The sequence below is a fragment of the Streptomyces albipurpureus genome (genome assembly GCF_023701525.1).
In the GTDB taxonomy this organism is placed as follows: Bacteria; Actinomycetota; Actinomycetes; order Streptomycetales; family Streptomycetaceae; genus Streptomyces; species Streptomyces albipurpureus.
The window spans coordinates 1-23,158 of sequence record NZ_JAMQAW010000041.1 but is presented as its reverse complement, the minus strand read 5'-3'; the positions used below and the strand labels follow the sequence as shown (position 1 = coordinate 23,158).

Below are 23,158 nucleotides of genomic sequence, written 5' to 3'. Positions count from 1 at the left end.
CCCTGCGCGCTGAATGAGCGGAATGCGCAGTTCGAGTCCCGGACCGGGGCAGATCCGGAATTCACCCGTGGTTCGTTCGCGGGCAGCGGTGGCCGGGGTGTCGTGGGCATGCGGGGCATGGAACGGGCCCGGACGCATCACGTCGTCCGGGCCCGCGGGGCAGTGGCAAAGGCCGGCTCAGAAGAGGCCCTTGTACCCCTGCCAACCGGTGGCGATCCTCGTAGGACCGCCGAAGGAGCCCTTGCCGTTGCCGCTGTTGCGCCAGACGGTGCCGGAGGTGTCGCGGGAGACGATGTCGACTCTGCCGTCGCCGGTGATGTCGCCGACGGCGACGATCACGTTGTACGACGCGCCCCAGTTGTTGAAGACCTTCACGCGGCTCTTGAACTTGCCGGTCGCGGTTCCGTCGTAGCGCCACAGCTCGTTCGACCTGTCCTGCGCCAGCAGGTCGGCGTAACCGTCGCCGTTGAGGTCGCCCGCGCCCAGGATCTTCTTGTATCCCGTCCACTTGGACGCGATCTTCACCCTGGCGGAGAGTGTGCCCGTGCTCGTCGCCTTGTAGAGGTAGACGTCGCCGGTCGACGGCCGGCGGGCGATCAGATCCGCCCGGCCGTCACCGCTGATGTCCCCGGGCGAGGTCAGCACGTCGTACTGGTTCCAGCCCGAGCCCAGCGAGGTGTACGCGGTGGAAGGCGTCGCCGCGGCCCCACACGCGGGCCGGTAGGCGCGCAACGCGCCGCTGCTGAACCGGACGAGCACGTCGTTGCACCGGTCACCGCTCAGGTCGCCGAAGGGCACCGCCTTCACCGTGGTCGGCCACCCGGAGCCCGTTCGCCTCCCGGTGAACGTTCCCTTCCCCGTCCCGTACTGGTACGCCAGCCCGCCCGAGCCGTTCAGCGTCATCAGCTCGCCGAAACCGTCCGATCCGACGAAGTCGCGACGGGCCGCGGCTGCTCCGGTGACCCTGACCGTGCCCGTCCTGGTCAGTGCCGCGCCCTGCCCGTCCGCGGGGGTGACGGTCAACTTCCAGTCATAGCCGCCGTTGGACACCAACCGGCCGGAGTCGTCCTTGCCGTTCCAGGCCGGGATCACCACACCGCGTGCCACACCGCCGGAGAGCGCGCGCACGGCCGTACCGGCTCTGTTGTTGATCACGAGCTTCCAGGAGGCCGCGGTCTTGTTCAGCCACCACTTCGGGCTCCACTGCGCGGCGCCGCCCTTGACGTCCACCGAGGCGGCGACGGTGGCGTCGCGCTGGGCGAGGGCGGAGACGGGGACATCGCTGGAGGTCAGCCGGATGGTGTTGTCGGAGCGGAGCTGGGCGATCACGCCCGTGTACGGGTCGACGTCCCAGGCGTTCCCCTCGAACTTCCCGGCGGTGTGCGACACCGGCGTCCCGCTGCGGACGTCGATCACCTTCAGCCGGCCGGCCTCGACCGTCGCGACGAAGCCGTCTCCGAGCTGCGCCTGTTCCCAGCCGGAGCCGGAGACGAGGGTCAGGTTCCGCTTGGTGACGGTGTCGTAGACACCCTGGCCCTCCGAGTTGAGCACGCAGTTCCACAGCAGCCACCGACCGACCGCCTGGAAGTCGTTCAGCAGGCAGCCGCGTCCGAACCCCACCGGCTCGCCCCGCTTCCCGGTCAGCAGGTCGACGGGGACCACGGTGTCGTTGCCGGACATCACCCACACGGTGGTGCCCCACATCGCCCGCACGGTCTCCGTCGTCGTGTACACCGTGCGCCCGGTGTCGAGGTCGACGATCCGGGTCTCCACCACGCCGTTGCTGTCGTGCGGCCTGGCCAGGGCGGCGAAGCGGCCGTTGGCGGCGATCGCGGTCTGGAAGCTGCGGGAGCTGTCGATCCGGGTGCCGGGCAGTGACTGCGCGGGCCCGAGGAGTTGGGGCTGCTGGACGGCGCTCGTGCCGTAGCCGGAGAAGACCGTCCGGCCGTCGCCGGTGTCGATCAGACGAGGACGACTGTACGAGTAGATCTCCGGCGCGATACGGCCGCGGGTGGTGCGTGCCCCCGCCGTGGGGGAGCCGGCCACTCCGGTCTCACGGGTGTGGAGATACGTCCAGTCACCCACGGGATCCTGCTCGACGGTGGTCAACCGTCCCTGGGTGAGGGTCAGCTGGGAGACCGTGTGGGCGGTCTGCCTGGGGTACGCGTCCGCGATCCGGCGCACGGTGACCCCGCCGCCGCCCCCGGCGGCCTCGATGAGGGAGACGCCCCAGCGGTCCGGGTCGGCGCCGCCCGCGACCAGCAGCCCGCCGTCCGGAGTCGCGACGGCCTGCCGTGACGTCCTGGCCAGCAGCGTCCGCGGCGCGGAGCCGTCGAGAGGGACGGCTTCCACCCGAGAGACCGCGCGGTCGAGGTCGTATTGGCCCAGGGCGGAGTCGTACCGGGACACGACGACGGTGTCCCCGACCAGGCCCAGTACCTGCGCGATATTGCCGACCGGAACGGTCCGCACGGCGGCGGCCGGGTTCTGGCGGGAGGCGACATGCAGGGTGCCGTCGTAGCACCACACCAGGTGGGTGGGGCTGAGCGCGACCATGGAGTGCCACGGCAGCACGGTGTACGGCAGGGCGGTGAAGCGCCCCTGCTCGACATCGAGCCATCCGGTGACTTCGTCGTCGCCCTTCCGGTACCGCACGACCTGTCCGCGCGCGTCGCCCAACCCTGTGGCGGGCCACAGGTGGACGCCGGAAGGAACGCCTTCCACCGTGCGGTCGGTGACGGAACCGTCGGTCCGGACGTCCAGCAGATGCCACACGGAGTTGGTACCCGGGGCTCCCGCCGTTGTGACGACCGTCGACCCGAGGGTGCTGTAGTACGAGTGTCCGTCGGGGAGCGCGACGGTGCTGACTTGGCCGGACGTCATGTTCCGCAGCGTCACGGTCCGGGTGGAGCTGTTGTAGCGGGCGACGACGTCCGAGCCCGCGCCGGCACTGGTGACGCCGTACGCGTCCGTGCCCGAGGCATCGACGACCGTGTCGACACCGTCGTACGTCGTCCACAACTGGCCCCGCCCCTCCTCGTACCGGAGGAACCCCGAGGATCCCGCGCTCAGCAGGCCCGTTCGGGGAACCATGGCCGTGCTGGCGGGCACGACCACCTCTCCGGTGACCGTCCCCCCATGCGCGCTGCCGGCCGAGAGCGGGCCGAGCCCGACGGCGAGCGTGAAGGAAACGGCGGCGGCGGTGGCGCCTCGTACGAGCGCACGTCTGCCCATGCGGGACCTCTCCAGGGACGGTGGTCGAAGGCTTGGAGAGACCTGTGCGTACGCCGTTGAGCCGCAGGCCATGGACGCGCGGCAGACAGGACGTTCAGACACCCCCCCCAGGCGAGTGGCGGGACTATAGCATTTACGTGTGCATGACCCATGGGTCGGGGAGGCGGCAGGCGGCGGTGCGGGGCCGAAGGCCCGGCCTGCGCCCTGGCGGCGAAAAGCCTGGCGTGCGGGGCCGACGGAACCGGGTAACGTCTTTGTCATGCTCCTCCAGACGCCGATTTACGAGTGAGTGCGCGATGGGCCCCTGCTGACGCCCTTCGACGTCGCCGCGCCCGTCCCCACCGATAGACCCGTAGATCACTTCACACCATTACCGGGAGGACCCGTGACCGTGAGCAAGAACATCAACAACCCCGTGGGCATGGGCGGCGGGCAGCGCAAGAAGCTGTCCCGCGCCGAACGGCAGAACAACGGCCCGCACCGCAACCTCGACCGCCAGGGTGCCGCGGACCAGAAGGCGGAGCTGGTGCGCAAGATGCGCGAGAAGGCAGGCGCAGCTGAGGACACCGGGCAGACGGGCGACGACACCGACCAGAGCTGACGCCGCGGGGCCGGGCTGTTCAGAATGCCCGAGACCTGCTTGCCGTCGCGGAACTGCGCAAGTGGTGAGGAACTCCGGGAGAGGCTGGGCGCTGATCGAGGTTGGCTGCTGCCAGCCGCCCGTTGAGCATCATCATGTCCTGCACCTCGTCGGGGCGTCCTCCGGGTGCGTAGTGGTGCGAGGTCCCGAAATTGGTCTAGACAACAACAAAGCCCCGGGCTGCTGACCTGGGGCTTCTGTATGGAGCGGGTGACGAGAGTCGAACTCGCGCTCTGAGCTTGGGAATCAAGGATCGTCTTTGCAAGGGGATGGCCCTGACCTGCGCGAACGGTACGGGAAGCGGTGCATGTCGATCAGTTGCTGTGGCCGCAGCCGACCGGTGTTTCCTCCCTGATCTGGTGCGTATCTGGTGCGGCCTGCTGAGGGAACCGCGTGGCGAGCCGTCTATGCCCGCCTGTTCCGAAGCCACTCGAACCAGCTCACGAGAGCGGCGTTGGGCTGACGTTGCCCGACTTGTGATGCGGGGTGCGTGCCTTCGGTAGCCCGTGTGATCACTGCTTTGTAAGCCTGGCAGGGGCGGCGGAGTCGTCTTCCTGGCTCATCAAGCGTGCAGGGCAATACAGGATCGCGCGCTTCCCGGGCTCTGGGTGACCGCGACTGACCGGTCGATCTGGCAAGGGCAAGCTTCCGATCCGTAGCTCTGGCCGGATCGGTCAGAACAGTCGTACCACCTACTGCGAGCTCCCAGGGAAACGGTAGGAACGAGGGTGCTGGGGTCGCTGTACAGCCGACCTCTTCGTCCCGAAGCAACTTGAGTGGGGGCTCTGCCTTGGGTCGGGTACCTATGAGCTGGTGCGATGGTCCACAGACGTGCCCGGTTGTCCGCCGAAGTGCGTGCGCGTTGTCACGCAGTTAGACACTCAGTGTGTCTTCTCTTCCGAGAGCATTGCTTTGTAGCCGCTGAGGAGCTGACAGTGTCAGCGTGGCCTCGCACTGCTGCGGGCAGACACGAGTGCTGGCGTACGCCCCCGTCCGGCGTCGTCGATGTCAGCCGTGGATACTCAGAGATTTGCTGTCAAGGGGAAAGATCATCTGTGCTGGATGCGGCATCCAGAGCCTGCCTGCAGGCAGGGAGGAGTTGCTCTACAGCCGACGAGAGCTGACGACTGAGCACCTCAGGGTCGGTGAAAAAGCCGAGTGCTTCGTTGAGCAGCGCGACCCATTCATAAGTTCCTATAACGTCTGACAATTGACCGTACAGCTCCCTTGCGCGTTCGACCCCCTCTGCCACCTCCTCATGCGGTGGATCCACTGCCCCCGTGCGGGCGTTGTAACCCGTTTCGTCTACCGCCACCGCCAATCCCATCAACGCGACGTCCAGCTCGCCGGCTTGGGGATTGGACAAGCTGAGGTAATGAAGGGTGCTGGCCGCCCGGTGGGACTCAGCCTTCCGAGCTAGCGCCTCAGTGAGTTCGCAGAGGAGCGAAAACACGCTTGCGGCGTTTTCGGCGACAGTGGTGGGCCCTTCGAGTTTCACCACCCAAAGGGCTGTGCTCAAATCATTTTTCGCCTGTGTAAGTTCAGCCTCGGCGACACTGAGCACTTGAGTCGTCTCTATTCGATTCCGTGGTAGCGCCTCGGCGGTCTGCACACACCGTGTCATCGCCAAAAGGAACCCTGTGTACGCGTCACGCCGGATGCCACGTCGCCACTGCAGATGAGCCGTGTCAGCTTCGATACGGACGGCATCCAGGGCAGCTCTGTAAGTCGACTCCGCCTGAGCAACGCCAGCACGGCCAGTCTCCTCAGCTCCTCGCAGTGCGCCGCGCAATTGCCAACGGCCCACCACGACAGCAGCTGAGACGCCAAGCGCTGCCACAGTTGCTGCTGAGAAGGCGCCGATCCCCGCCAGGTCCATGCCGCGAGGATGCCCTATCTGGCACTGCTGCTTCTAGTTTAGTGCCGCGACCCCATCGTGCTAGCCACTTGCGACGCCTCGTGCGGCTAGACAATACGAACGCCCCCGGGTCTCTGGCTTGGGGGGGTCCTTTGGAGCGGGTGACGAGAATCGAACTCGCGCTCTGAGCTGGGGAATCATGAGCCTCCAGGCATCGGTGGTGGCGCTGAACGGCTCCGACAGTCCCTTGTGGCCCCTGCTGCAGGACACCGAGGTTGACCGGGGCTCACCGTTCGTTCTGGCAGGCATCTGGCACGCCGACAACCGTTGTGCGTTCCATTGGGTCCCTGACGTGGCCCCACCAATCGGGCGCCAAAGTAGGAGCGCTGGCAGTTAGTGTCTGCTTGCTCAGAGCCTCACCATCGAAATGGATCACCACGCCAATCCAACGGGTTAGTTCGCCCAGTGGGTGATAAATCGACCTTGCTCGTGATCTCCCCCGTGACGATAGATTCATATGCGTACCTGACGCGGTGTAATCTTCGGACTGGCGCAATAGGTCGGTAACGGGCTGGATTCACCATCAGGGGGATGGGTGGGGGAAGAGCTGCAGCCTCACAAGCACAAGGAGAAACCCGTGCGTGAGGCCCTGGAAAAGATCATGGTTTCAGGGGGGTGGATGCTGCACGCAGGTGGACACTGGGGTCTCTTGACGTGCACGGCTGGGTGTCACCGCATCTCTGTGAACGGCACGCCTCGGGTGGCTGAGCGGCATGCTCGCGACCTCGTGCGTGAGGCCAGGACCTGCCCGCTGCCGGACGGTGACCCACGCAGCGTGAAGCGTCCGTCAGAGTGACAAGTGCTTGACGAGGCCCCCAGCGGGTACCGTACTGTTGACGAGTGTCAACAGGTTGCATCGCTGAGCTGGCTGGGGGGCGACGATGAAGACCTATGTCCTGAAGTTTGAAGCACCACTGCCGAGCGATATGTCGGCCAGTGAATCTACCTTCTACGACCACTTTGACGGCTTGCTGGCTGAATCCTTTGGACGGCTACTTCTGACCGTTTATATGGAAGGTCATCCAAATGGTGCCATGGCTGCGAAGTGTGCAGCGTTTGAGATCGAAAAGCATCTGAACGTTATGGTGACGCGTATTGACCGTGATTTGGTCGATGCGGCGGAGATCGCCCGCCGAATAGATCGCAGCCGGGAGAGCGTCCGTCAACTAGTTCAGGGTGAGCGTCGAAAGGGCCAGCCATTCCCCACGCCCATTGGTTCCCCCAATGGTAAAAAGATCTGGGAATGGGCTGCCGTGAATGAGTGGCTGCGTCACAACGTTCCTGAGGTCGCGGACCTTGAGTTCGGTCTATCGCGCGACGAGATGGTGATCGTCGATAACTGGTTGTTGCGTTGGGGGAATCTATCGCGCGAGCAGCACGTCGGTCTGGAATTCTATGAGATCACCGCTCCGGTTGGCCTGCAGTCAGAACTTCACGCCCGTTCTGGTCGAGTGACGAAAGCATGGGTCAACTCCTGGAACCGTGGGTCTCAAGTTGTGAGAAGCGGGCCGCTGTCTACTACTCAAAGTCACTAGGGATGTGTCAGTGGCCTTCAAGATCAAGAAGTCTGCTGAGCTAAACCAGCAGGCCCGGCCCGTCGTCGCTCATGCTCAACTCATTGATGTGCGGGCCTTCCTTCTGCATGCGGAGGTCCTAGACATTGAGGCATCGGGCGAGCTCCAGCAGATTAAGTCGCTGGAGACCACAATGGGCATAGGTAGGGAAAAGGGCAACCTTACCTACCACTTTGAGCATGAGATCGTACTAAAAGGCGACCAAGGGAAAGATGCGGTAAAGCTGCAATTGCACTTGGGTGCTCTTTTCGAATTCCCCGCTGAGGATGAGCCGGGCGGAGATGTGACAGAAAGTAGCCTTGTCGCATTTGGGCAGATCTCGGCGCAGCTCGCGGTCCACCCGTACCTGCGGGTCGCTGTATCTGATCTTACTGCTCGTTTGGGATGCCCTCCCGTCACCCTTGCTCTGTTGAAGTGCTAGCTACCTGAGGGTGTCAGAGCCTCATCGGGTCACGAATGCCAAGGTCGGCGGAGCGGGTTGCTGTTTGTCGGGGAGTGGGGCAAGCCGTTTCGGCGGTCCACTTTCGGGCGCAAGTGGCGTAGGGCTCGTACGGCGGTCGGCCTTCCGGACGGCTTCCGCTTTTACGATCTTCGTCACACCGGGCACACCCTCGCGACCCGTTCCGGGGCCACGCTCAAGGACACGATGGTGCGGGCCGGGCAGTCCACCGAGTGGGCGGCATTGATCTATCGGCACTCGGACCATGAGCGACAGACGGAGGTGGCTGCCGGGCTCGATCAGCTGGTCGAGAGGCAACGACAGATCGCGGATGGCCAAGCATCTGGCACAGATCTGGCACGCGACACCTGATGTGGTCTAAACAACAAGAAAGGCCCCGGTCTCTGACCTGGGCCTTCTTCGTGGAGCGGGTGACAAGAATCGAACTCGCGCTCTGAGCTTGGGCATCACTGATCGTTTAGAAGCCGTTGTCGTATCGAGCATGGTGGGCGTGAGTTCGAGTGTGGTTGCCCGGCGGGGTGGTTTTCCGGTGGTCCAGGCTTGAAGGCAGGGCCTCCCGAACAGCTCGTGGGTGTCGAATCCATCCGAGCGTCAGGAGGCCCTGGTGCCGCAGTCTTCCGTGCTGCCTGTCCCGTCGTCCAACTCGCTTTCCCGGTCGTGTGACTGCCTCGCCCACGTGTACGGGAATGCGGGGGATCGCCCGGGCCGGGAGCCCCGGTATCCGTCGGACATGACGGATGCGGAATGGGCCGGGGTCCGTGCCGCGCTGCCGGTGCCGGGCTGGCTGGAGGGCCGGGGCGGACAGCCGGAGGGCTACTGCCACCGCCAGATGGTCGACGCGGTCCGCTATCTGGTCGCGGGTGGCATCACGTGGCGGTCGATGCCCGCGGACTTCCCCGCGTGGGACCGTGTCTACGCGTTCTTCCGACGCTGGCGCGACAAAGGCTGGACAGCCGAGTTCCACGACCGGCTGCGCGACCGGATCCGTGAAGCGGCCGGCCGTGACCCGGAGCCGACGGCGGGCATCATCGACGCCCAGTCGGTGAAGGGCGCCGCATCAGTACCGGCCGCGACCAGGGGTTTCGACGGCGGCAAGAAGGTCAACGGCCGCAAGCGCCACATCGTGGTGGACACCCTCGGTCTGCTTCTGGCCGTGATGGTCACGGCGGCGTCCGTCACCGACCGCGACGCGGGACAGACACTGCTGGCCCGGCTGCGCGAACGGCACTGGCGCATCACGCTGGTCTGGGCGGACGGCGGCTACACCGGCCGGCTCGGCGATTTCGCCCGCAGCGTGCTGCGGATCGCGCTGACAGTGATCAAACGCAGCGACGACACGACGGGCTTCGTCGTCCTGCCGAAAAGATGGCTGGTGGAGCGCACGTTGTGCGCCACGAGGCGCTCTGTTTGTATCCCCGGATCAGCCGGGAGGAACTCGGAAGGAGGTTCCTGGGCCGGATGACTTACCTGGATCCGAAAGGTGAAGGGGACAACAGCATGTCAGAAAATCAGCAACCGGGCCCAGTTGTCAGGGACGGTGTGCTGGGCGGCCCGCGCGATATGGCGAAGACTAGATTGTTTGAATCCCAATCTCCAGAAGATGCAAGTTCCCATCCGCCGGAAAGACGACTGAAACCGGCGCCGCGCTCTGCCTTGGATTCGAAGGTTGTCCGGGGCACTTCCGGAGCACGGAGCGATGTCCAGCGAGGACATTCAAGGGGATGAGTGGGACGCCTAAGTCGCGCTAGAACGTACAGACAGAGACGAACGTGGGATCGCCTAAGGGACGCGAGTCCTATGGCGACGGAGGCCCCGTAGTAGTCGCCGGAGTCACGACCGGCCAGGGAGGACGGGAAAGCCGTCCACATCGGGCGAAGTTGCGCCGTCTAACTCGGCGTTGGATCACTCTTTCAGAGAGTAGGGGTTCGGAAGGTGAAGCCTCTGGACCACCCGTCTTACCTGGACGCGAAAGCGCGAGGGGACAACAGCATGGCGGGAAAGCGTGAAGCGCTGCGAAGGCGTTTAAGGTGCTGTCGCGCAAGGTCCGTGTGATATGGCGAAGACCAGACTGTTTGAAACCCAGTTCCCAGCGATGGAAATGTGCATCCTCCGACATACAACGCCCGGAGCGGAGCCACCAGCATCAGGCGAATCCCCTTTGCTTCGCCCCAATCTTCCGGCTGGTGGGCGGTGGTCAACGAGCTCACTCAAGGGAACGGACGGGTCGCCTACGTCACGCTCGATACGTCCAATGCAAGAGGAATTCGGGATTGCCTAAGGGGCGAGAGCCCTACGGTGACGGAGTGTCAATAGTAGTCGTGGGAGTAACGCCCCACCAAGGAGAGCGGGAAAGCCGCTTACAGGGCCAAGTGGCACAGGTTCCACGATATCCAGAGAGGCAAGGTACGCGTAATGCAGAGAGCCGAAGCCCTGATGGAGATCATCCATGAACGTGGCAAGAGAGGATTGCCACTGGAGAGATTGTACCGGCACCTGTTCAACCCGGAGTTGTACTTGCGTGCCTACGGGAAGATCTACCGCAATGACGGTTCTATGACGCCCGGCTCCACCACGGAGACCGTGGACGGCATGAGCCTGAAGAAGATTCAGGTGATCATCGATGCGCTGCGGCATGAGCGCTATCGGTGGACCCCGGTCCGGCGTGTGTATATCGAGAAGAAAGGATCACCAGGGAAACGCCGCCCTCTGGGGTTGCCCTCATGGTCGGACAAGCTGTTGCAAGAAGTAATACGCTCGCTACTGGAAGCCTATTACGAGCCGCAGTTCTCCAACCGCTCTCACGGCTTCAGGCCGGGGAAGGGCCGCCATACCGCCCTTACGGAAGTATCTGAATCGTGGCGCAGTATGACATGGTTCATCGAGGGAGATATTTCCCAGTGTTTCGACCGGCTGGATCACGGAGTGCTTCACTCCACCCTGGCCGAGAATATTCACGACAACCGCTTCTTGCGGTTGATCGAGGGACTACTTCAGGCTGGATACCTGGAGGAATGGCGCTACCACGAAACGCTAAGTGGAGCGCCACAAGGGGGAGTTTTGAGCCCTCTGCTCTCCAATATCTACCTGGACCGACTGGACAAATACGTCGAGACAACGCTCTTGCCCGTCTTTAACCAGGGAGCCCGACGCAAGCCTTATCTTCCGTACATGCGGATACATAAGGCCAGTTGGAAGCTGGAGAAGAAGGGGCAACGGGAGGAAGCAAAGCAACTGCGTCGTCAGCTGCAAAAGCTCCCCTCTCATGACCCCAATGATCCAGGCTTCCGGCGGCTGCATTACGTCCGTTACGCGGACGATTGGCTGTTGGGATTCTCCGGAACGCGGCGGGAAGCCGAGTACATCAAGGAAATGGTCGGAAAGTTTCTGCGGAATCGTTTGAAGCTGGAACTATCCGAAAAGAAAACCTTGATCACCCATGGGCGGTCACAAGCCGCTCGCTTCCTCGGCTACGAAATCGTAGTCCACCACAACGATGCCAAGCACGATCGGAACGGTCATCGCTCCATCAATGGGCAGATCGGGCTGAAGGTGCCTATGGATGTCGTGCGCGACAAGCGTAAGACCTACATGCGACGCGGTAAACCGGCAGCCATGCTGACACGCGCTCATGATTCGGATTTCCGTATCGTGACGCGGTATCAGGCGGAGTTCCGAGGCATTGCGGAGTACTACCAGCTGGCCTACAACCGGCACCGCCTCGGCCTGCTGAGGTGGGTCATGGAACGGTCGATGACCAAGACGTTGGGCCACAAGAACAAGGTCAGCGTCAACAAGGTCTGGAACCGCTACCGCGCCACCTGGCAGACGCCAGCAGGTCCTCGCAGAGGTCTGCAAGTCACGGTCGGGCGAGGCAACGGAAAGAGGCCACTGGTTGCCCGATGGGGCGGGATTTCGCTTGCCCGCAGGACCACGAGGGTAATTCTCAAAGACAATCTCCCGGAGATCTGGAGGAAGCGCCCGGCGGAACTCATCGACCGGCTCATGTCCGGCCGCTGCGAACTCTGCCAGTCGCGGACTGATGTCGAAGTGCACCACGTTCGGCGTCTGAAAGACCTCCTCTCCAAAACGCAGGCTGAACAGCCTGATTGGGCCCAGCAGATGGCATCTCGCCATCGCAAGACCCTGATCGTCTGCCGCGACTGCCACGACGGAATCCACAACGGATCCTCAACGGGGCAGGCTTCATCGAATGTGGTACTGGAGAGCCGGGTGCGGTGATAAGTCGCATGCCCGGTTCGGTGGGGGGCCGTCGGAAAAGGGTCCGCATCTGCGGATACCTCGCCGGCGGCCTACCCTGCGGGGCCAGGTGATTCGGACACCACAGGGTCGGGAGGTATGCGAAATGCAGAGCGCCAAAACGGTGCTGGGTGTCCTGCGTGAACGCGGCAGGCGTGGCCTGCCGTGCGAGGAACTGTATCGGCAACTGTTCAACCCGCAGTTGTATCTGCTGGCCTACGGGCGGATCTACGCCAACCATGGCGCGATGACGCCCGGGGTCACATCGGAAACCGTGGACGGCATGTCGCAGCGGAAGATCGGCCGGATCATCGAGGCAATGCGCCACGAGCGCTACCGCTTCCGTCCGGTCCGGCGTGTCCACATCCCGAAGAAGAACGGGAAGACGCGTCCGCTGGGGCTGCCGACCTGGTCGGACAAGCTCGTCGGTGAAGTGATCCGCCTACTGTTGGAGGCGTACTACGAGCCGACATTCTCCGACCGCTCCCATGGATTTCGTCCCCGCCGTGGCTGCCACACCGCTTTGCGAGAGGTAGACCACACCTGGACCGGGACGTCCTGGTTCATCGAAGGGGACATTGCCGACTGCTTCGGCAGCCTGGACCACCAGGTCCTGCTCTCGATCCTCGGCGAGAAGATCCATGACCAGCGGTTTCTGCGGCTGGTGCGCAACATGCTCAAGGCCGGATACCTGGAGGACTGGAAGTGGGGTGCCACGCTCTCCGGAGCACCTCAAGGCGGAGTGGCCTCCCCTGTTCTGTCCAACATCTATCTGCACAAACTGGATGAGTTCGTCGAGACAGTCCTTGTTCCGGAGTACACCCGAGGGAAGCGCCGGGCCAGAAACCCGGCATATCTGGAGTTGCAGAATCTGCTGGCGAAAGCACGCCGGCGCGGCGACCGGGTTCAGGCCCGTGCACTGCGTCAGCGGATGGTCAGCCTGCCGAGTGCGGATCCGAACGATCCGGAATATCGCAGATTGCGCTACATACGCTACGCGGACGATCATCTCCTTGGCTTCACCGGACCGAAAGCCGAGGCCGAACAGATCAAGCAACGCCTGGCCCAGTTCCTGCGTGACGAACTCAAGCTAGAACTGTCCCAGGAAAAGACGCTGATCACTCATGCCCGTACCGGGGCAGCGAGGTTCCTCGGCTACGAGGTCACGACCCAGCACAATGACACGAAGAAGACCGGCCGTTACCGTCGGGTCAACGGCCAGATCGCTCTCCGTGTCCCACGGGACGTGATCAAAACCAAATGTGCCCCCTATCTTGCCCGCGGGGAACCCGCGAAGAGGACGGCCCTGATCAACAGCACCGATCATGCGATCGTGGCGACCTTCGGAACCGTCTACCGGGGCATTGTCCAGTACTACCTGCTTGCCGGAGACGTCTTCCGGCTGCACCGGCTGCAATGGGTCATGGAAACCTCCATGCTCAAGACTCTCGCAGCCAAGCACCGCTCATCAGTGTCGAAGATGGCCACAAAGCACAAAGCCAGGATCGACACGCCCAACGGGCCCCGAGTTTGCTTCGAGGCCCACATCGAGCGGAAGAACAGGAAACCACTGGTCGCACGGTTCGGTGGAATTCCCCTCCAACGGCAGCGAGCGGCGGAACTCGCCGATCGCGAGCCGGTCCGGGTGGACTATCCGCAGAAGGAACTCATCGCGAGACTTCTGGCGGACACCTGCGAAATCTGCGGAAGCAAAGGCAACGTGCAAGTGCACCATGTCCGAGCTCTCGCCGACCTCGCGCATGCCGGATGGCGGCCTTCCGATTGGGCGCGCGTCATGCTCCAACGACGTCGTAAAACGGTTGTGGCCTGCGATGTGTGCCACGACCGCATCCACTCAGAACAGCCAGCCAGAACATTCACGCCGTAGTCACTGGAGAGCCGGATGACTGGGAAACCGTCATGTCCGGTTCGGCGGGAGGCCGCGCGGAACAGGATCTGTCACGACAGACACCTCACTGCGCGGCCGACCCAACCGCATGGCTGATGCGCTCACGGCGACTGGCCCGCGACTACGAAGCCCGCACCGACAGCGCCGAGGCGATGATCCTGTGGTCGATGAGCATGGTCATGAGCCGTCGCCTCGCCCGGCGACGGCACTGAACATCCCCGGTCGTTCCTCCGCCAGCCATCCCCGCGCGGCCAGCCGCTTGGCCTTCGACCGCACACCCTCCACCTTCGCGGGCACCGGCTCCAGCCCGACCGCCACAGCGAGCTGCCGACAGTCCATCGCCCCGGCACACGGCCCATTCCCGCTGGCAAGAGCGGCCATGAGCCGCTGATAGTCCGGCGCCAAGACCGTCGGATCGAGCCCTTCACGCCACACCGGAACCACCGAACCCGACACCGCACCCACAACCCTCACCGGCCGCTCGCCGACCACCACGACCGCAGGCGCCGCCCTGCCCCCGCCAGATCCCGACAGAACCTCGGCCACCGTCTCCCGGGCGACCACGAACCGCTCCCACCCACGGCCTCCGCCTCCCGCAACTCGGCCTGAAGAACTTCCACCCGCTGACGAGCGGCCCGCTCGTGCTCCTCCAACAACCCCATCACCGACGGCATCCGGCACCCCACCCAAGAGACGACACGACATCTCGTCCCTGCCACCGACAGACCGGCCCCACGCCTGACCAGCAAAAACCACCCACCACTCTCGGAAAGACAACGGCTTCTAAGCGGCGGGTGCCGCCTGAACTGGGCATTCACGGATGTCGAGCTGGGTTTCCCGAGCTGGTGAAGCCGCCGTTGACCGTGGTTCACCGCCTCTTCTGGTGCGCATCTGGTGCGGTGGGCTGACCAGGTTGCTGATACTTGGCGGCCATGACGTATTACGCGGATCAAACTCCGTACACGTACGACCGCCAGTGGGATCCGGAAACATCCGACCTCTGGCGCGGGCGTTGGCCTTGATGTTGTTCATCGGTCGTGGAGCACGGCCGGCCGATGGACGGGGACGACAGTGAGCAGTTCTTCAAGTCCCCTGAAGTCGTCGGGGTTTGTGGTGAAGAGAGGCAGGTCTTCGGCGATCGCGATTGCCGCGATCATCAAGTCGGCTACTCGACGCCGGGGCTTGCGGCCGGCTCCGATGACGGCCGCGCACACTCTGCCATAGATACGGGCGGCTTCGGCGTCGAACGGGATGGGGTCGAATTCGTTCTCGGCACGTTGGAGGACGTCCATTCGGCGTGCGCGTTCGGCGTGCTCGTCGTAGTCGTCCTGCTCTTCGTTCCGGCGCACTTCGTGGGGACCCGCGGAGAGTTCTGCCAGGGTGATGGCGCTGATCGCCACTTCGGCGGGCAGTTCTTCGGGGTCCACCCACTTGCGCAAGATCATGATGTTGGTGTCGAGCAGTCCCTGCTGGTGCTCAGCGGGCATAGGGATCGTCCGTCTCCTGCTCGGCGGTGGCACTCTGATCGGTCCGGAAAGCATCGAGGGAGATGCCGGGCGCTGTGCGGGACATTGCCGCGAACTCGCCGCGGGGGACGAACCGCCGGCGTCGCCGGAGGGGGATCAGCTCACCGATCTGGTGGCCATCCCGGGTGACGGTGAAGGACTGTCCGCCCTGAACGGCGTCCATGATCTCTTTCGACCGACTGCGCAGATCGCGCTGGGTGATCTCGTGCTGAGCTGCCATGGCTTACACGATAGCCCCATGTGCTACCTAGTGCTACATCATGGCACGTAGGGGAGAGAGGGAGGGTGCGAGTGGCTGCGGTGGCGCTGTGCTGCGACGGCCATGCACCGCGCTGGGGGTTTCAAGCAACGACAAGATCCCGGGAGCGGGGGCTGAAGCTTCCCGGGGAGTGAGTGACGAGAATCGAACGGATGAGATGCGGACTGCTTGGGGCGTCGACGGTCGTCGGCCGGCTGGACCAGCTGCTGCAGACTGCCTGCCAGAAGGGCCGCGATCGGCCATTTGACACGGACGGGCACGGGACGGGCACGCGACGCCTGATGTGGTCTAGACAACAAGAAAGGCCCCGGTCTCTGACCTGGGCCTTCTTCGTGGAGCGGGTGACGAGAATCGAACTCGCGCTCTGAGCTTGGGAATCTGCGCTTCTCAATCCTTACTTGCTGCTCTGACCTGCACCGATGGACCTATGGCGGCAACACCGGCAGCCTGTGGGCGGCCCCGTGATTGACCGTGGCTGTCTGCCCTAGGTGGTGCGTAGGTGGTGCGCTTGCTCCAATACACGCTTTCCAACTCTGCATGGCCTAGTTCACCCTGTGCGTGGCCGTTCAAGTCCTAGGCCGCACAAGGGCGAGTGGGCAAGCCGAACGGCTGCGAACGAGACTGCTGATGCGACTGTGGATCGGAGCAAACGGTCTTACGCGCAGGCTGACATTGCGAGAACGGGGGCTCCACGCAGTGGAGCCCCCGCCAGTGCAGCTACAGGCTGTTCTTACTCACCGCCCAGCTCACCAGACGCCACAGAGCCTGGCCGACAAACGTGGCCATGGCGCGAAGCCCCAACTCCTTGGACAGTTCAGCCTTCTGCTTCGACACTGTTTCTCCCATAAGTGTCGGGGTTACCCCCGGTCGCTTCCCTCACGTCGTATGACGTGAGGGGGGATGGGAAACGTCGAAGCCGGACCACCCCCGCCCGCGCGGGGACATCGGCACCTGAGCCGCTTCGCACAGCCTACTCAGCTTGTGTGGGGTTTAGGGCAGGGTTGGGCAAGGGCCTTGGTCGGAGGAGGTGATCGACGCGGGCTAGTAGTCCCAGTAAGGAAACGGCTTTCAAGACCGCCCAGGTCCTTAAATGTCTGAGCCTCTGACCTGCGGATTCACCAGATGCAGGTCTCTGGACGCTTCGATGGCCCACACATGGCCTAAAGCCTGGACCGGACAGTCCGAAGGTTCGGTTAGCCGAAGGCTACATCCGCTTTAGGAGTTCGATCACTTGCGGAATCATCCATAAATGCCTGTGCAGGCACGGGTCGCGAGAGGTCGTTCAAAGCTGTCCATGTGTACCGCCGTTGTTGTCAAGCGTAGATGCCAACTATCCAAGGGAAGGGCAGGGGGTTGGGCCCCGGTGGTCTGTCCGGCACACCAGCACAGTTTCACGGGGCGTGGATGGTATAAATCCCTGCGGTGGGTCGCAGGGATGTGTTACAAATCGGCGACTGCCCGACAAAACAGAAAGTAGCAAGATGGCTGGCGGATCGGTATTCGTAGAGGATGATGACCTCTATCGCGCAATAGGTCGCGTAGCCTCGGAGAGTGCACGTATGGATGAACTGTTGCGTGAGCTTATCACTGACATATCTGGCGCCAATGAGGTCATTTGGATTCTTCTTCAGGGACAGAGCAGTGAGTGGCTTTCTGAGACTTGCAAATCCATCTTGCATGAGAGAGATCCGTACTGCCGACGCTGGCCAGAGAGCCACCATGCCAACGTTCTGGAGTTGTTGAATAAACTCTCACGACATCGTGTCATCAGAAACGCAGTGATACATGGTGTCTGGTATCCGTATGACCCCTTCACAGAGGACGACCTACTCCCTCGACCCTGGGGTGCTAGGGATGACGGATCGCCTGTTTACTACTGCACGCGCAGCAGATATCGAAAAATTGACGAAGCGCGGGAATTGTCGGTAGGTGACGTGGCCGTCCTCGCTGACGAAATAGCGGATGTTCAGAGCAGGCTGATTTTCGAGTTCAAGGCGATGAAGAAACATTCGAACCCAAACGCGGGGGAAGCATTCAAGCGTTGGAGTTCTTGAACCCGCAAAGAAAGTTTGAATCACCTGTGGCCCCTTCCCGTGACGAATGGCCAGCGGGGAGGAGCCAGAAGTGAGACTGCGGGCAAGAAGTGGTCAGTCAGGGGCATCCGTAGGCATAAGGCGACTTGTGAAGCCATCTCGGCGCAGCCGCTCGTACGCCTCCAGGATGTCACCAGGCACTTCCTGTTTGATCATGAATCCTTTTTGTGGATAGATCATGAGCCGCTGGAGTGCACCGACGAGCATGTCAATTACGAGTTGGGCATCACCGAGGCTGTCGACGTACTCGGTAAACTCCATCGACGCTGAGAGGCACACAAACTCGACACTGGGCCAGAGCTTGCAAGCGGTCGCGTATGCCCGGCGTTGCTCGTAGGGCTTGGATATGAGAAGGACTGACGAGATGTCGATGCCAGTACTCTCCAGGAGCTCCCGCGAGTACGTGATGTTCTGCCCGGTGTTCGTGGCGTGCGGTTCGATGAGTATCGCGCTGTTCGGCACCCCGAGTTTGAGTGCGTGTTCCCGGTAGGCTGTGGCCTCGCCGTCGGGGAAGCGGTCCCGAGTCGTCGGGCTGTTGGCCCCGGTGAACACGATGAGAGTGGCCAAGCCTGCTTCGTACGCCTTGCTTGCTGCTGTGGCGACGCTCAGATCATGACTGCCGAGGCCAATAGCGACCGAACAGGGCTTCGGTGTGTGGTGCATCTGGTGGTAGTCCCAGATGAGTTGCGCGTCCTCCCAAGCCTGCGCTGAGATCACTGGTTTGGCCCGTCTCCCGCGATGCGTAGCGCTTCGGTGGCCTCGTTCTCTGGGAGCTGCTGGGACCATGACGTAAACGCCCTCCGCGCCTCTGCTGGGTCTACCACGCCGAGTGCCCCCGCGAGTTGCTCCCATGTCGCTCCGTGCCGCAAACCCTCGCGGATCAGATTCTGCTCCTGGTCGTCGAGGACGCGGCGGATTGCAGCGCCGAGGGCAAGGGCGGCGATTACATCCCTCGCACGGTCACCGTTTACGCCCTTGCTGGTGATACCTGTCGTATGGCGCTCTCGCCGGTCCGCCAATAGGCGCAGGTCGGTGGTGGGAACGTCGCCAGGGCCCGTGATGACCGCTGTGTCGATCGGCTGCGGCTTTCCTTCACTCGGCACTGGGGCCTCCTTCCTCGGTCTTCTGGTCGCCTGCGGAGTCGGGAACCTTGAAGTCATAGGACCACGCGAAACGGGACGCTGCGTGAATGCCCATGGCGAACTCCACGATCGTTCCGTCAGCCGTATACGTGGTGCGGTGAAGTTCCACGACCCATTCCCCCGGGGCAAGCTGAAGCAGGTCGGCTTCATCGGGAGCGGGGACGCGAGCGAAGAGCTCTTCCCGCATGTGGTCGATCTCGTATCCGGCGTCGTAGAGGACCTTGAAGCCGCCCCCGCGGCCGGCAGGCCCGGGGGCCGGATCAACGATTCGGGTGCCCTCGACGTGCCGCGGCAGGTAGTAGCTGGTGAGCGTGTGGGTCGGCTGCCGGCCTTCCTTCACGAGACGGGCCCGCGCATAGACCTCGCTGCCTTCCGGCACTCCGTACGCCTCCGCGACGCGCGAGGGAGCCACGACACGCTTCACTGTCTGCGTCTGGTCATTCCGGCTGTACGCCCGTCCGGACGCCACCCGGTCCGCTACGAAAGCGACTTCGTCACCGTCGCGCCACTTGGCCTTGTCGTACCGGGCGATACCCAGCCGCTTGAGTGGGGCGTGCTCCCGGACCACGGTCCCGTGCCCACGTGACGACACCACAAGCCCCTCAGCTTCGAGGGCCTGGTACGCCCTGTGGACTGTGGTCTTCGACCCCTCCCCCGCGTCCACCAGCTCCCGGATGTGGGGCAGCTGCCTGCCCGGCTCCCACTCGCCGCTCTTGATCCGCTCGGCCAATCGGTCCGCCAGTTCCCGCCACTTTGGTGCCACGCGGCACTCCTCTCGACGCCATCAGTCAAACACAGTCCTAGGACTGTTGACAGTCCCGGGACTGTCCGCCAACCTACTCCTAGGCGCTTCGCAGTCCCAGGACAGCGAAGCCTGAGGAGCCTTCTTTGGGCTGCTCGGAGTAGAGGGCGGGGACGCTGCAATCCCGCTAAAGGCCAGGTGGAACAGGGTTTCGGCCCGACTGGCGAGGTGGCCCGGCGACCGCGAGCAACGGCCGGAGAGTGGGGCGTTGAGGCCCCTTTGCAGTGCACAACCACAGACCCGTCAACCGAAGGAGACCCGTTGCGACGACATCCGTAGGCGCTGCCAGATCAGCCCCGGACCAGGCGTGACGCCGCTGGATCGAATCCGGCCCGGGGCACTCCACCCACGAAACGGCGCACCCCCGGAGCTACCACTCCGAGGGTGCTGAGCCGTTTCCACCTGCTAGGGAGAGAACCCGACTCATGACCATCATGCCCCTTCGGGCGGTCGACACCGCCCCCGCCTTGCCCGACCGTGAGCCCACCGCCGCAGAGCTGGACGCCATCGAACGGGAGCTCCCGCTCATCACCGCCGAGGTCGAGTTGCTGGACGTTGAGATCAGCATCTTGGACCGTCCGGTCTCGGAGCTGGACGAACGCCGTATCCGCCGTGCACGTCGTCGGGTGCTGGCCGCGCGTATCGCTCTGACCAACCAGGCCGCCACGGGAACCCCTGCTGGGGGTGCGGCATGAGGCACACCGCGCACATGAGCCTGAAGTACCGGGGCGGGTGGGAGCTGTTCATCGGCTCCGAGGACCCCGTGGACGACTGGCCCGAGCACGCTTTCGGACCGGGCCACCCGATCCCCACGGCCGCCGAGCGGGCCGCGGCACTGGCCGCTCTCGGCTACGAGATCCCCGACGGGGCCGAGTGGGAGTGGCGCGAGTCGCCCGGCGGTCCGATGGACCGGGTCGAGCTGGACGCGACCATCCCCGTCCGGCCCGCCGCCATGGGGGGTGCGGCATGAGCGAGCCCCTGACCCTCACTGCTCTGGCCGCCCCGCTGCGGCTGCTGCGGGTGCTGGCCGCTGACTTCCCGAATCTGCCCGCCCCGGACGTGGATGTGTCCACGGTCTTCCCCGACCACCTGCGGTTGCGCTTTCACGGCGACTTCGCCGCGTTCGAGGCGTGGCGGGAAGCGTTGGTCATCCCGTCCGATGCGATCACCTACAAGGAGCAGAGCAGCCGGACGCGCGTCCTTACCGCGCTCACCGAATACTCCGGCGCCGCCCTGATCCTCACCGGCTACAGCGAAATCCCCGCCCCTGTCCGGGGGGTGGCAGCGTGAGCGCCCTAGAAGCTGGCCTCACCGCCGCTCACGCGGAAGTGAAGGCGGAAATCGCCCGCACGGACACCAAGACGTCGTTGTTGCTGGCGTTCATCGGTGCGGTGTTGGCCGGTGTCTGGACTGCGGCCAGGGACGTGCGACTGCCCGTCACCGCTTCGGTGGCCGGCAGGTTGGGTGTCCTGCTGCTGGTGGTGGCCGCTGGTCTGCTGCTGCGAGCGGTCCGCCCCCGGATCTCCGGTGCAGCCGTGGCAGGGTTCCCGCTCTGGGCCACGCTCACCGCTGACGAGATCCTGGCCCGGCTCGCTCACGATGAGCGCGGGCAGGACATCGTCAACCTCTCCCGCATCGCCGTGGCCAAATACCGGACCCTGCGACGCGCGGTTGACCTGGTCTGCGCGGGCGGAATGCTCCTGATCACTGCCGCCGCGTTCACCATCGGGGGTGCGGCATGAACATCCCCCATTTCCTGCGTGGGCTGTTCAGCCCGCGCACTCAGGTCACTGCCCCGCCCTCGACCCCGGATGGCACGTCTGAGGATTGGTGGGGCGAGTCGTGGATGTGGGTGCCGGGGGACCTCGACGAGATCGAGGAGGGCGACCGGTGAACCGCTTCGCGAAGGCGCTCCTGGTCGTCGCCCTGGTCGGCGTGGTCGGTATGGCGTTTCGGGTGTCGTGGAACGCCCTGAAGGATGTCGCTACGGCGACGGGTGCGGACGGGACGGCCGCGCTCTTGTATCCGTTCGTGGTAGATGGGCTGATGGCTCTGGCCCTGGTCGCCGCACTCGTGCTGACTGACCGGGATCGGGACTTCGCGCTGCGGGTACTTGCCGCTTACACGGTCGCGTCGCTGGTCCTCAACTACGTCCACGGCCTCCACGGACCGGCCGTCGATGGTGGGGTAGTCGACTGGAGTCGACTGGCCGGATGGGACCCCGCCCACTGGGCCCTGGTCCTACTCGCCACGTCCCTGCCGGTCGGCTCGATCTACTTCGGGTCTGATCTGGTGGCCAAGGTGCTCCACCACCAGCAGCGGTCAGACCCGACCGCAGACCGGCATGAATCAGTGGAAATCGACTGGAAGGATCGGTCGGGGTCTGAGCTGCAGGAGTCGACCCGGACCGCCGCCCCTACGGTGGCTGAACTGCCACCGGGCCAGTCGACTGAGCAGACCGCCCAAACCGAAGCAGTCGACCCAGGCCTTGATGGGGTGGACCCGGTCGGGGTGGAGTCGACTTCTGCCGCCCGGTCGACTGGCCCGGTCCCGGAGTCGGCCCGGTCGAGTCGACCGAACCGCACCCCGGACGAGCTGCTGACTGAAGCCCGGTCGGCTACGGCCGACTGGTCCGACTCGGAGCTGACCGGGGAAGCGATCCGCCGAGCCGTGCGGACGTCGTCCGCGAACGGCCGCACCCTACGCGACGCGCTGCGGGCAGAACGGGCCACCAGCGGTGAGTCTGGGGCGGTGGCCGCATGACCCGCCCCCGCCTGCTGGACCTGTGCTCTGGTGCCGGGGGCTTGGCCATGGGCTACCACCGGGCCGGGTTCGACGTGACCGGTGTCGACAACCGGCCCCAACCGAACTACCCCCCACCGCTTCGTCCAGGCCGACGCCCTGGAGTACCTCACCGCGCTCATGACCAGCGGTGAGATCGAGGAGTACGACCTGGTCCACGCGTCCTGGCCGTGCCAGGCGTTCGCCAGGGTCACCGCTTGGCGAGGCAGTCGCAGCGACCACCCCGACCTCCTCACCCCCGGCAGGCAGCTGCTCGCCGTATCCGGGGTGCCGTGGGTGATGGAGAGCGTCCCCGAGGCCCCGATCAGACCCGACTACCTGCTGTGTGGCTCCCAGTTCGGGCTCCGTGTCCGCCGCCACCGCGCATTCGAAACGAGCTGGGGCGGTGGCGGGGACCTCCTCCCACCCTGCTGGCATCACAGGAACCTGCTCGCCTTCGACCACAGCAAAGAGCGCGCCTACGCGGACGCCATGGGCTTGTTGGGCGACGCTGAAAATGCCGACGGAAGCGGCATTGAAGATGCCGATGAGTGAGGATGCGG

Annotated in this window: 21 protein-coding genes and 1 pseudogene; 15 read left to right on the top strand and 7 right to left on the bottom strand. The window is 64.2% G+C overall.

The window, feature by feature from the left end; translation table 11 throughout:
- Positions 1-177: 177 nt before the first annotated feature.
- Positions 178-3,234, bottom strand: coding sequence for an FG-GAP-like repeat-containing protein (locus NBG84_RS30270; RefSeq protein WP_250922850.1), 3,057 nt, complete (start codon positions 3,232-3,234; stop codon positions 178-180).
- Positions 3,235-3,619: 385 nt separating this feature from the next.
- Between NBG84_RS30270 and NBG84_RS30265 the strand changes: the two genes are divergently transcribed.
- A complete protein-coding gene (locus tag NBG84_RS30265) occupies positions 3,620-3,835 on the top strand; it encodes a DUF6243 family protein (RefSeq protein ID WP_250922849.1) in 216 nt (71 codons plus the stop codon).
- A gap of 1,075 nt (positions 3,836-4,910) precedes the next feature.
- Here NBG84_RS30265 and NBG84_RS30260 read toward each other — a convergent pair.
- Positions 4,911-5,753, bottom strand: a complete 843-nt coding sequence (locus tag NBG84_RS30260) for a hypothetical protein (protein ID WP_250922848.1) — start codon at positions 5,751-5,753, stop codon at positions 4,911-4,913.
- A gap of 920 nt (positions 5,754-6,673) precedes the next feature.
- Here NBG84_RS30260 and NBG84_RS30255 point away from each other — a divergent pair.
- The 6 genes and pseudogenes from NBG84_RS30255 (at position 6,674) to NBG84_RS30230 (ending at position 13,971) form a co-directional block, all read left to right on the top strand.
- Positions 6,674-7,327 (top strand): hypothetical protein, encoded by a 654-nt coding sequence (locus NBG84_RS30255; RefSeq protein ID WP_250922847.1) that lies wholly within the window; start codon positions 6,674-6,676, stop codon positions 7,325-7,327.
- A 10-nt stretch (positions 7,328-7,337) separates the two neighbouring features.
- Positions 7,338-7,787 (top strand): hypothetical protein, encoded by a 450-nt coding sequence (locus tag NBG84_RS30250; protein ID WP_250922846.1) that lies wholly within the window; start codon positions 7,338-7,340, stop codon positions 7,785-7,787.
- 54 nt (positions 7,788-7,841) lie between these two features.
- A pseudogene (locus NBG84_RS30245) lies at positions 7,842-8,177 on the top strand (tyrosine-type recombinase/integrase); the annotation flags it as partial.
- A 379-nt stretch (positions 8,178-8,556) separates the two neighbouring features.
- Positions 8,557-9,288, top strand: a complete 732-nt coding sequence (locus NBG84_RS30240) for an IS5 family transposase (RefSeq protein WP_250922845.1) — start codon at positions 8,557-8,559, stop codon at positions 9,286-9,288.
- Between the two features lie 950 nt (positions 9,289-10,238).
- On the top strand, positions 10,239-12,065 hold the full coding sequence (locus NBG84_RS30235; RefSeq protein ID WP_250922844.1) for a reverse transcriptase domain-containing protein: 1,827 nt from the start codon (positions 10,239-10,241) through the stop codon (positions 12,063-12,065).
- A gap of 124 nt (positions 12,066-12,189) precedes the next feature.
- Positions 12,190-13,971, top strand: a complete 1,782-nt coding sequence (locus NBG84_RS30230; protein WP_250922843.1) for a reverse transcriptase domain-containing protein — start codon at positions 12,190-12,192, stop codon at positions 13,969-13,971.
- A gap of 1,049 nt (positions 13,972-15,020) precedes the next feature.
- Here NBG84_RS30230 and NBG84_RS30220 read toward each other — a convergent pair.
- Together NBG84_RS30220 and NBG84_RS30215 are read right to left on the bottom strand one after the other, a co-directional pair.
- Positions 15,021-15,479, bottom strand: coding sequence for a type II toxin-antitoxin system VapC family toxin (locus tag NBG84_RS30220; protein ID WP_250922842.1), 459 nt, complete (start codon positions 15,477-15,479; stop codon positions 15,021-15,023).
- On the bottom strand, positions 15,469-15,738 hold the full coding sequence (locus NBG84_RS30215; protein ID WP_250922841.1) for a type II toxin-antitoxin system Phd/YefM family antitoxin: 270 nt from the start codon (positions 15,736-15,738) through the stop codon (positions 15,469-15,471). The genes NBG84_RS30220 and NBG84_RS30215 overlap by 11 nt, the downstream gene beginning before the upstream one ends.
- 1,598 nt (positions 15,739-17,336) lie before the next feature.
- Here NBG84_RS30215 and NBG84_RS30210 point away from each other — a divergent pair.
- Positions 17,337-17,831, top strand: a complete 495-nt coding sequence (locus tag NBG84_RS30210) for a hypothetical protein (RefSeq protein WP_250922840.1) — start codon at positions 17,337-17,339, stop codon at positions 17,829-17,831.
- A gap of 93 nt (positions 17,832-17,924) precedes the next feature.
- Here the strand turns inward: NBG84_RS30210 and NBG84_RS30205 are convergent, their stop codons facing one another.
- From NBG84_RS30205 to NBG84_RS30195, 3 genes are read right to left on the bottom strand one after another with little or no spacing between them, the layout of a single operon-like run.
- The gene (locus NBG84_RS30205; protein WP_250922839.1) at positions 17,925-18,587 is read right to left on the bottom strand and encodes a YdcF family protein; all 663 of its coding nucleotides are present in this window, start codon (positions 18,585-18,587) and stop codon (positions 17,925-17,927) included.
- Entirely contained in the window at positions 18,584-18,973 is a 390-nt protein-coding gene (locus NBG84_RS30200; RefSeq protein WP_250922838.1) for a hypothetical protein, read from the bottom strand. Before NBG84_RS30200 ends, NBG84_RS30205 begins: the two co-directional genes overlap by 4 nt.
- The gene (locus tag NBG84_RS30195) at positions 18,963-19,775 is read right to left on the bottom strand and encodes a GntR family transcriptional regulator (protein ID WP_250922837.1); all 813 of its coding nucleotides are present in this window, start codon (positions 19,773-19,775) and stop codon (positions 18,963-18,965) included. Before NBG84_RS30195 ends, NBG84_RS30200 begins: the two co-directional genes overlap by 11 nt.
- 464 nt (positions 19,776-20,239) lie before the next feature.
- Here NBG84_RS30195 and NBG84_RS30190 point away from each other — a divergent pair, with 464 nt between their 5' ends.
- From NBG84_RS30190 to NBG84_RS30160, 7 genes are all read left to right on the top strand, one after another.
- Positions 20,240-20,509 carry a DUF6284 family protein gene (locus NBG84_RS30190; protein WP_250922836.1) on the top strand — a complete coding sequence of 90 codons (270 nt, stop codon included), beginning with the start codon at positions 20,240-20,242 and terminating at the stop codon, positions 20,507-20,509.
- Between the two features lie 14 nt (positions 20,510-20,523).
- The gene (locus tag NBG84_RS30185) at positions 20,524-20,784 is read left to right on the top strand and encodes a DUF6303 family protein (protein ID WP_250922835.1); all 261 of its coding nucleotides are present in this window, start codon (positions 20,524-20,526) and stop codon (positions 20,782-20,784) included.
- Positions 20,781-21,104, top strand: coding sequence for a hypothetical protein (locus NBG84_RS30180; RefSeq protein WP_250922834.1), 324 nt, complete (start codon positions 20,781-20,783; stop codon positions 21,102-21,104). Before NBG84_RS30185 ends, NBG84_RS30180 begins: the two co-directional genes overlap by 4 nt.
- Positions 21,101-21,556 (top strand): Pycsar system effector family protein, encoded by a 456-nt coding sequence (locus tag NBG84_RS30175; protein ID WP_250922833.1) that lies wholly within the window; start codon positions 21,101-21,103, stop codon positions 21,554-21,556. Before NBG84_RS30180 ends, NBG84_RS30175 begins: the two co-directional genes overlap by 4 nt.
- Positions 21,553-21,708 (top strand): hypothetical protein, encoded by a 156-nt coding sequence (locus NBG84_RS30170; protein WP_250922832.1) that lies wholly within the window; start codon positions 21,553-21,555, stop codon positions 21,706-21,708. Before NBG84_RS30175 ends, NBG84_RS30170 begins: the two co-directional genes overlap by 4 nt.
- Positions 21,705-22,577, top strand: coding sequence for a DUF2637 domain-containing protein (locus NBG84_RS30165; protein ID WP_250922831.1), 873 nt, complete (start codon positions 21,705-21,707; stop codon positions 22,575-22,577). The genes NBG84_RS30170 and NBG84_RS30165 overlap by 4 nt, the downstream gene beginning before the upstream one ends.
- Before the next feature lie 81 nt (positions 22,578-22,658).
- A complete protein-coding gene (locus NBG84_RS30160) occupies positions 22,659-23,150 on the top strand; it encodes a hypothetical protein (protein WP_250922830.1) in 492 nt (163 codons plus the stop codon).
- The last annotated feature ends 8 nt before the right edge of the window (positions 23,151-23,158 follow it).

Bases quoted from the DNA above. Each gene is read 5' to 3' on its own strand.
- NBG84_RS30270 (WP_250922850.1), bottom strand. From the start codon at position 3,234: ATGGGCAGACGTGCGCTCGTACGAGGCGCCACCGCCGCCGCCGTTTCC.
- NBG84_RS30260 (WP_250922848.1), bottom strand. From the start codon at position 5,753: ATGGACCTGGCGGGGATCGGCGCCTTCTCAGCAGCAACTGTGGCAGCG.
- NBG84_RS30255 (WP_250922847.1), top strand. From the start codon at position 6,674: ATGAAGACCTATGTCCTGAAGTTTGAAGCACCACTGCCGAGCGATATG.
- NBG84_RS30240 (WP_250922845.1), top strand. From the start codon at position 8,557: ATGACGGATGCGGAATGGGCCGGGGTCCGTGCCGCGCTGCCGGTGCCG.
- NBG84_RS30235 (WP_250922844.1), top strand. From the start codon at position 10,239: ATGCAGAGAGCCGAAGCCCTGATGGAGATCATCCATGAACGTGGCAAG.
- NBG84_RS30230 (WP_250922843.1), top strand. From the start codon at position 12,190: ATGCAGAGCGCCAAAACGGTGCTGGGTGTCCTGCGTGAACGCGGCAGG.
- NBG84_RS30220 (WP_250922842.1), bottom strand. From the start codon at position 15,479: ATGCCCGCTGAGCACCAGCAGGGACTGCTCGACACCAACATCATGATC.
- NBG84_RS30215 (WP_250922841.1), bottom strand. From the start codon at position 15,738: ATGGCAGCTCAGCACGAGATCACCCAGCGCGATCTGCGCAGTCGGTCG.
- NBG84_RS30210 (WP_250922840.1), top strand. From the start codon at position 17,337: ATGGATGAACTGTTGCGTGAGCTTATCACTGACATATCTGGCGCCAAT.
- NBG84_RS30190 (WP_250922836.1), top strand. From the start codon at position 20,240: ATGACCATCATGCCCCTTCGGGCGGTCGACACCGCCCCCGCCTTGCCC.
- NBG84_RS30185 (WP_250922835.1), top strand. From the start codon at position 20,524: ATGAGCCTGAAGTACCGGGGCGGGTGGGAGCTGTTCATCGGCTCCGAG.
- NBG84_RS30180 (WP_250922834.1), top strand. From the start codon at position 20,781: ATGAGCGAGCCCCTGACCCTCACTGCTCTGGCCGCCCCGCTGCGGCTG.
- NBG84_RS30170 (WP_250922832.1), top strand. From the start codon at position 21,553: ATGAACATCCCCCATTTCCTGCGTGGGCTGTTCAGCCCGCGCACTCAG.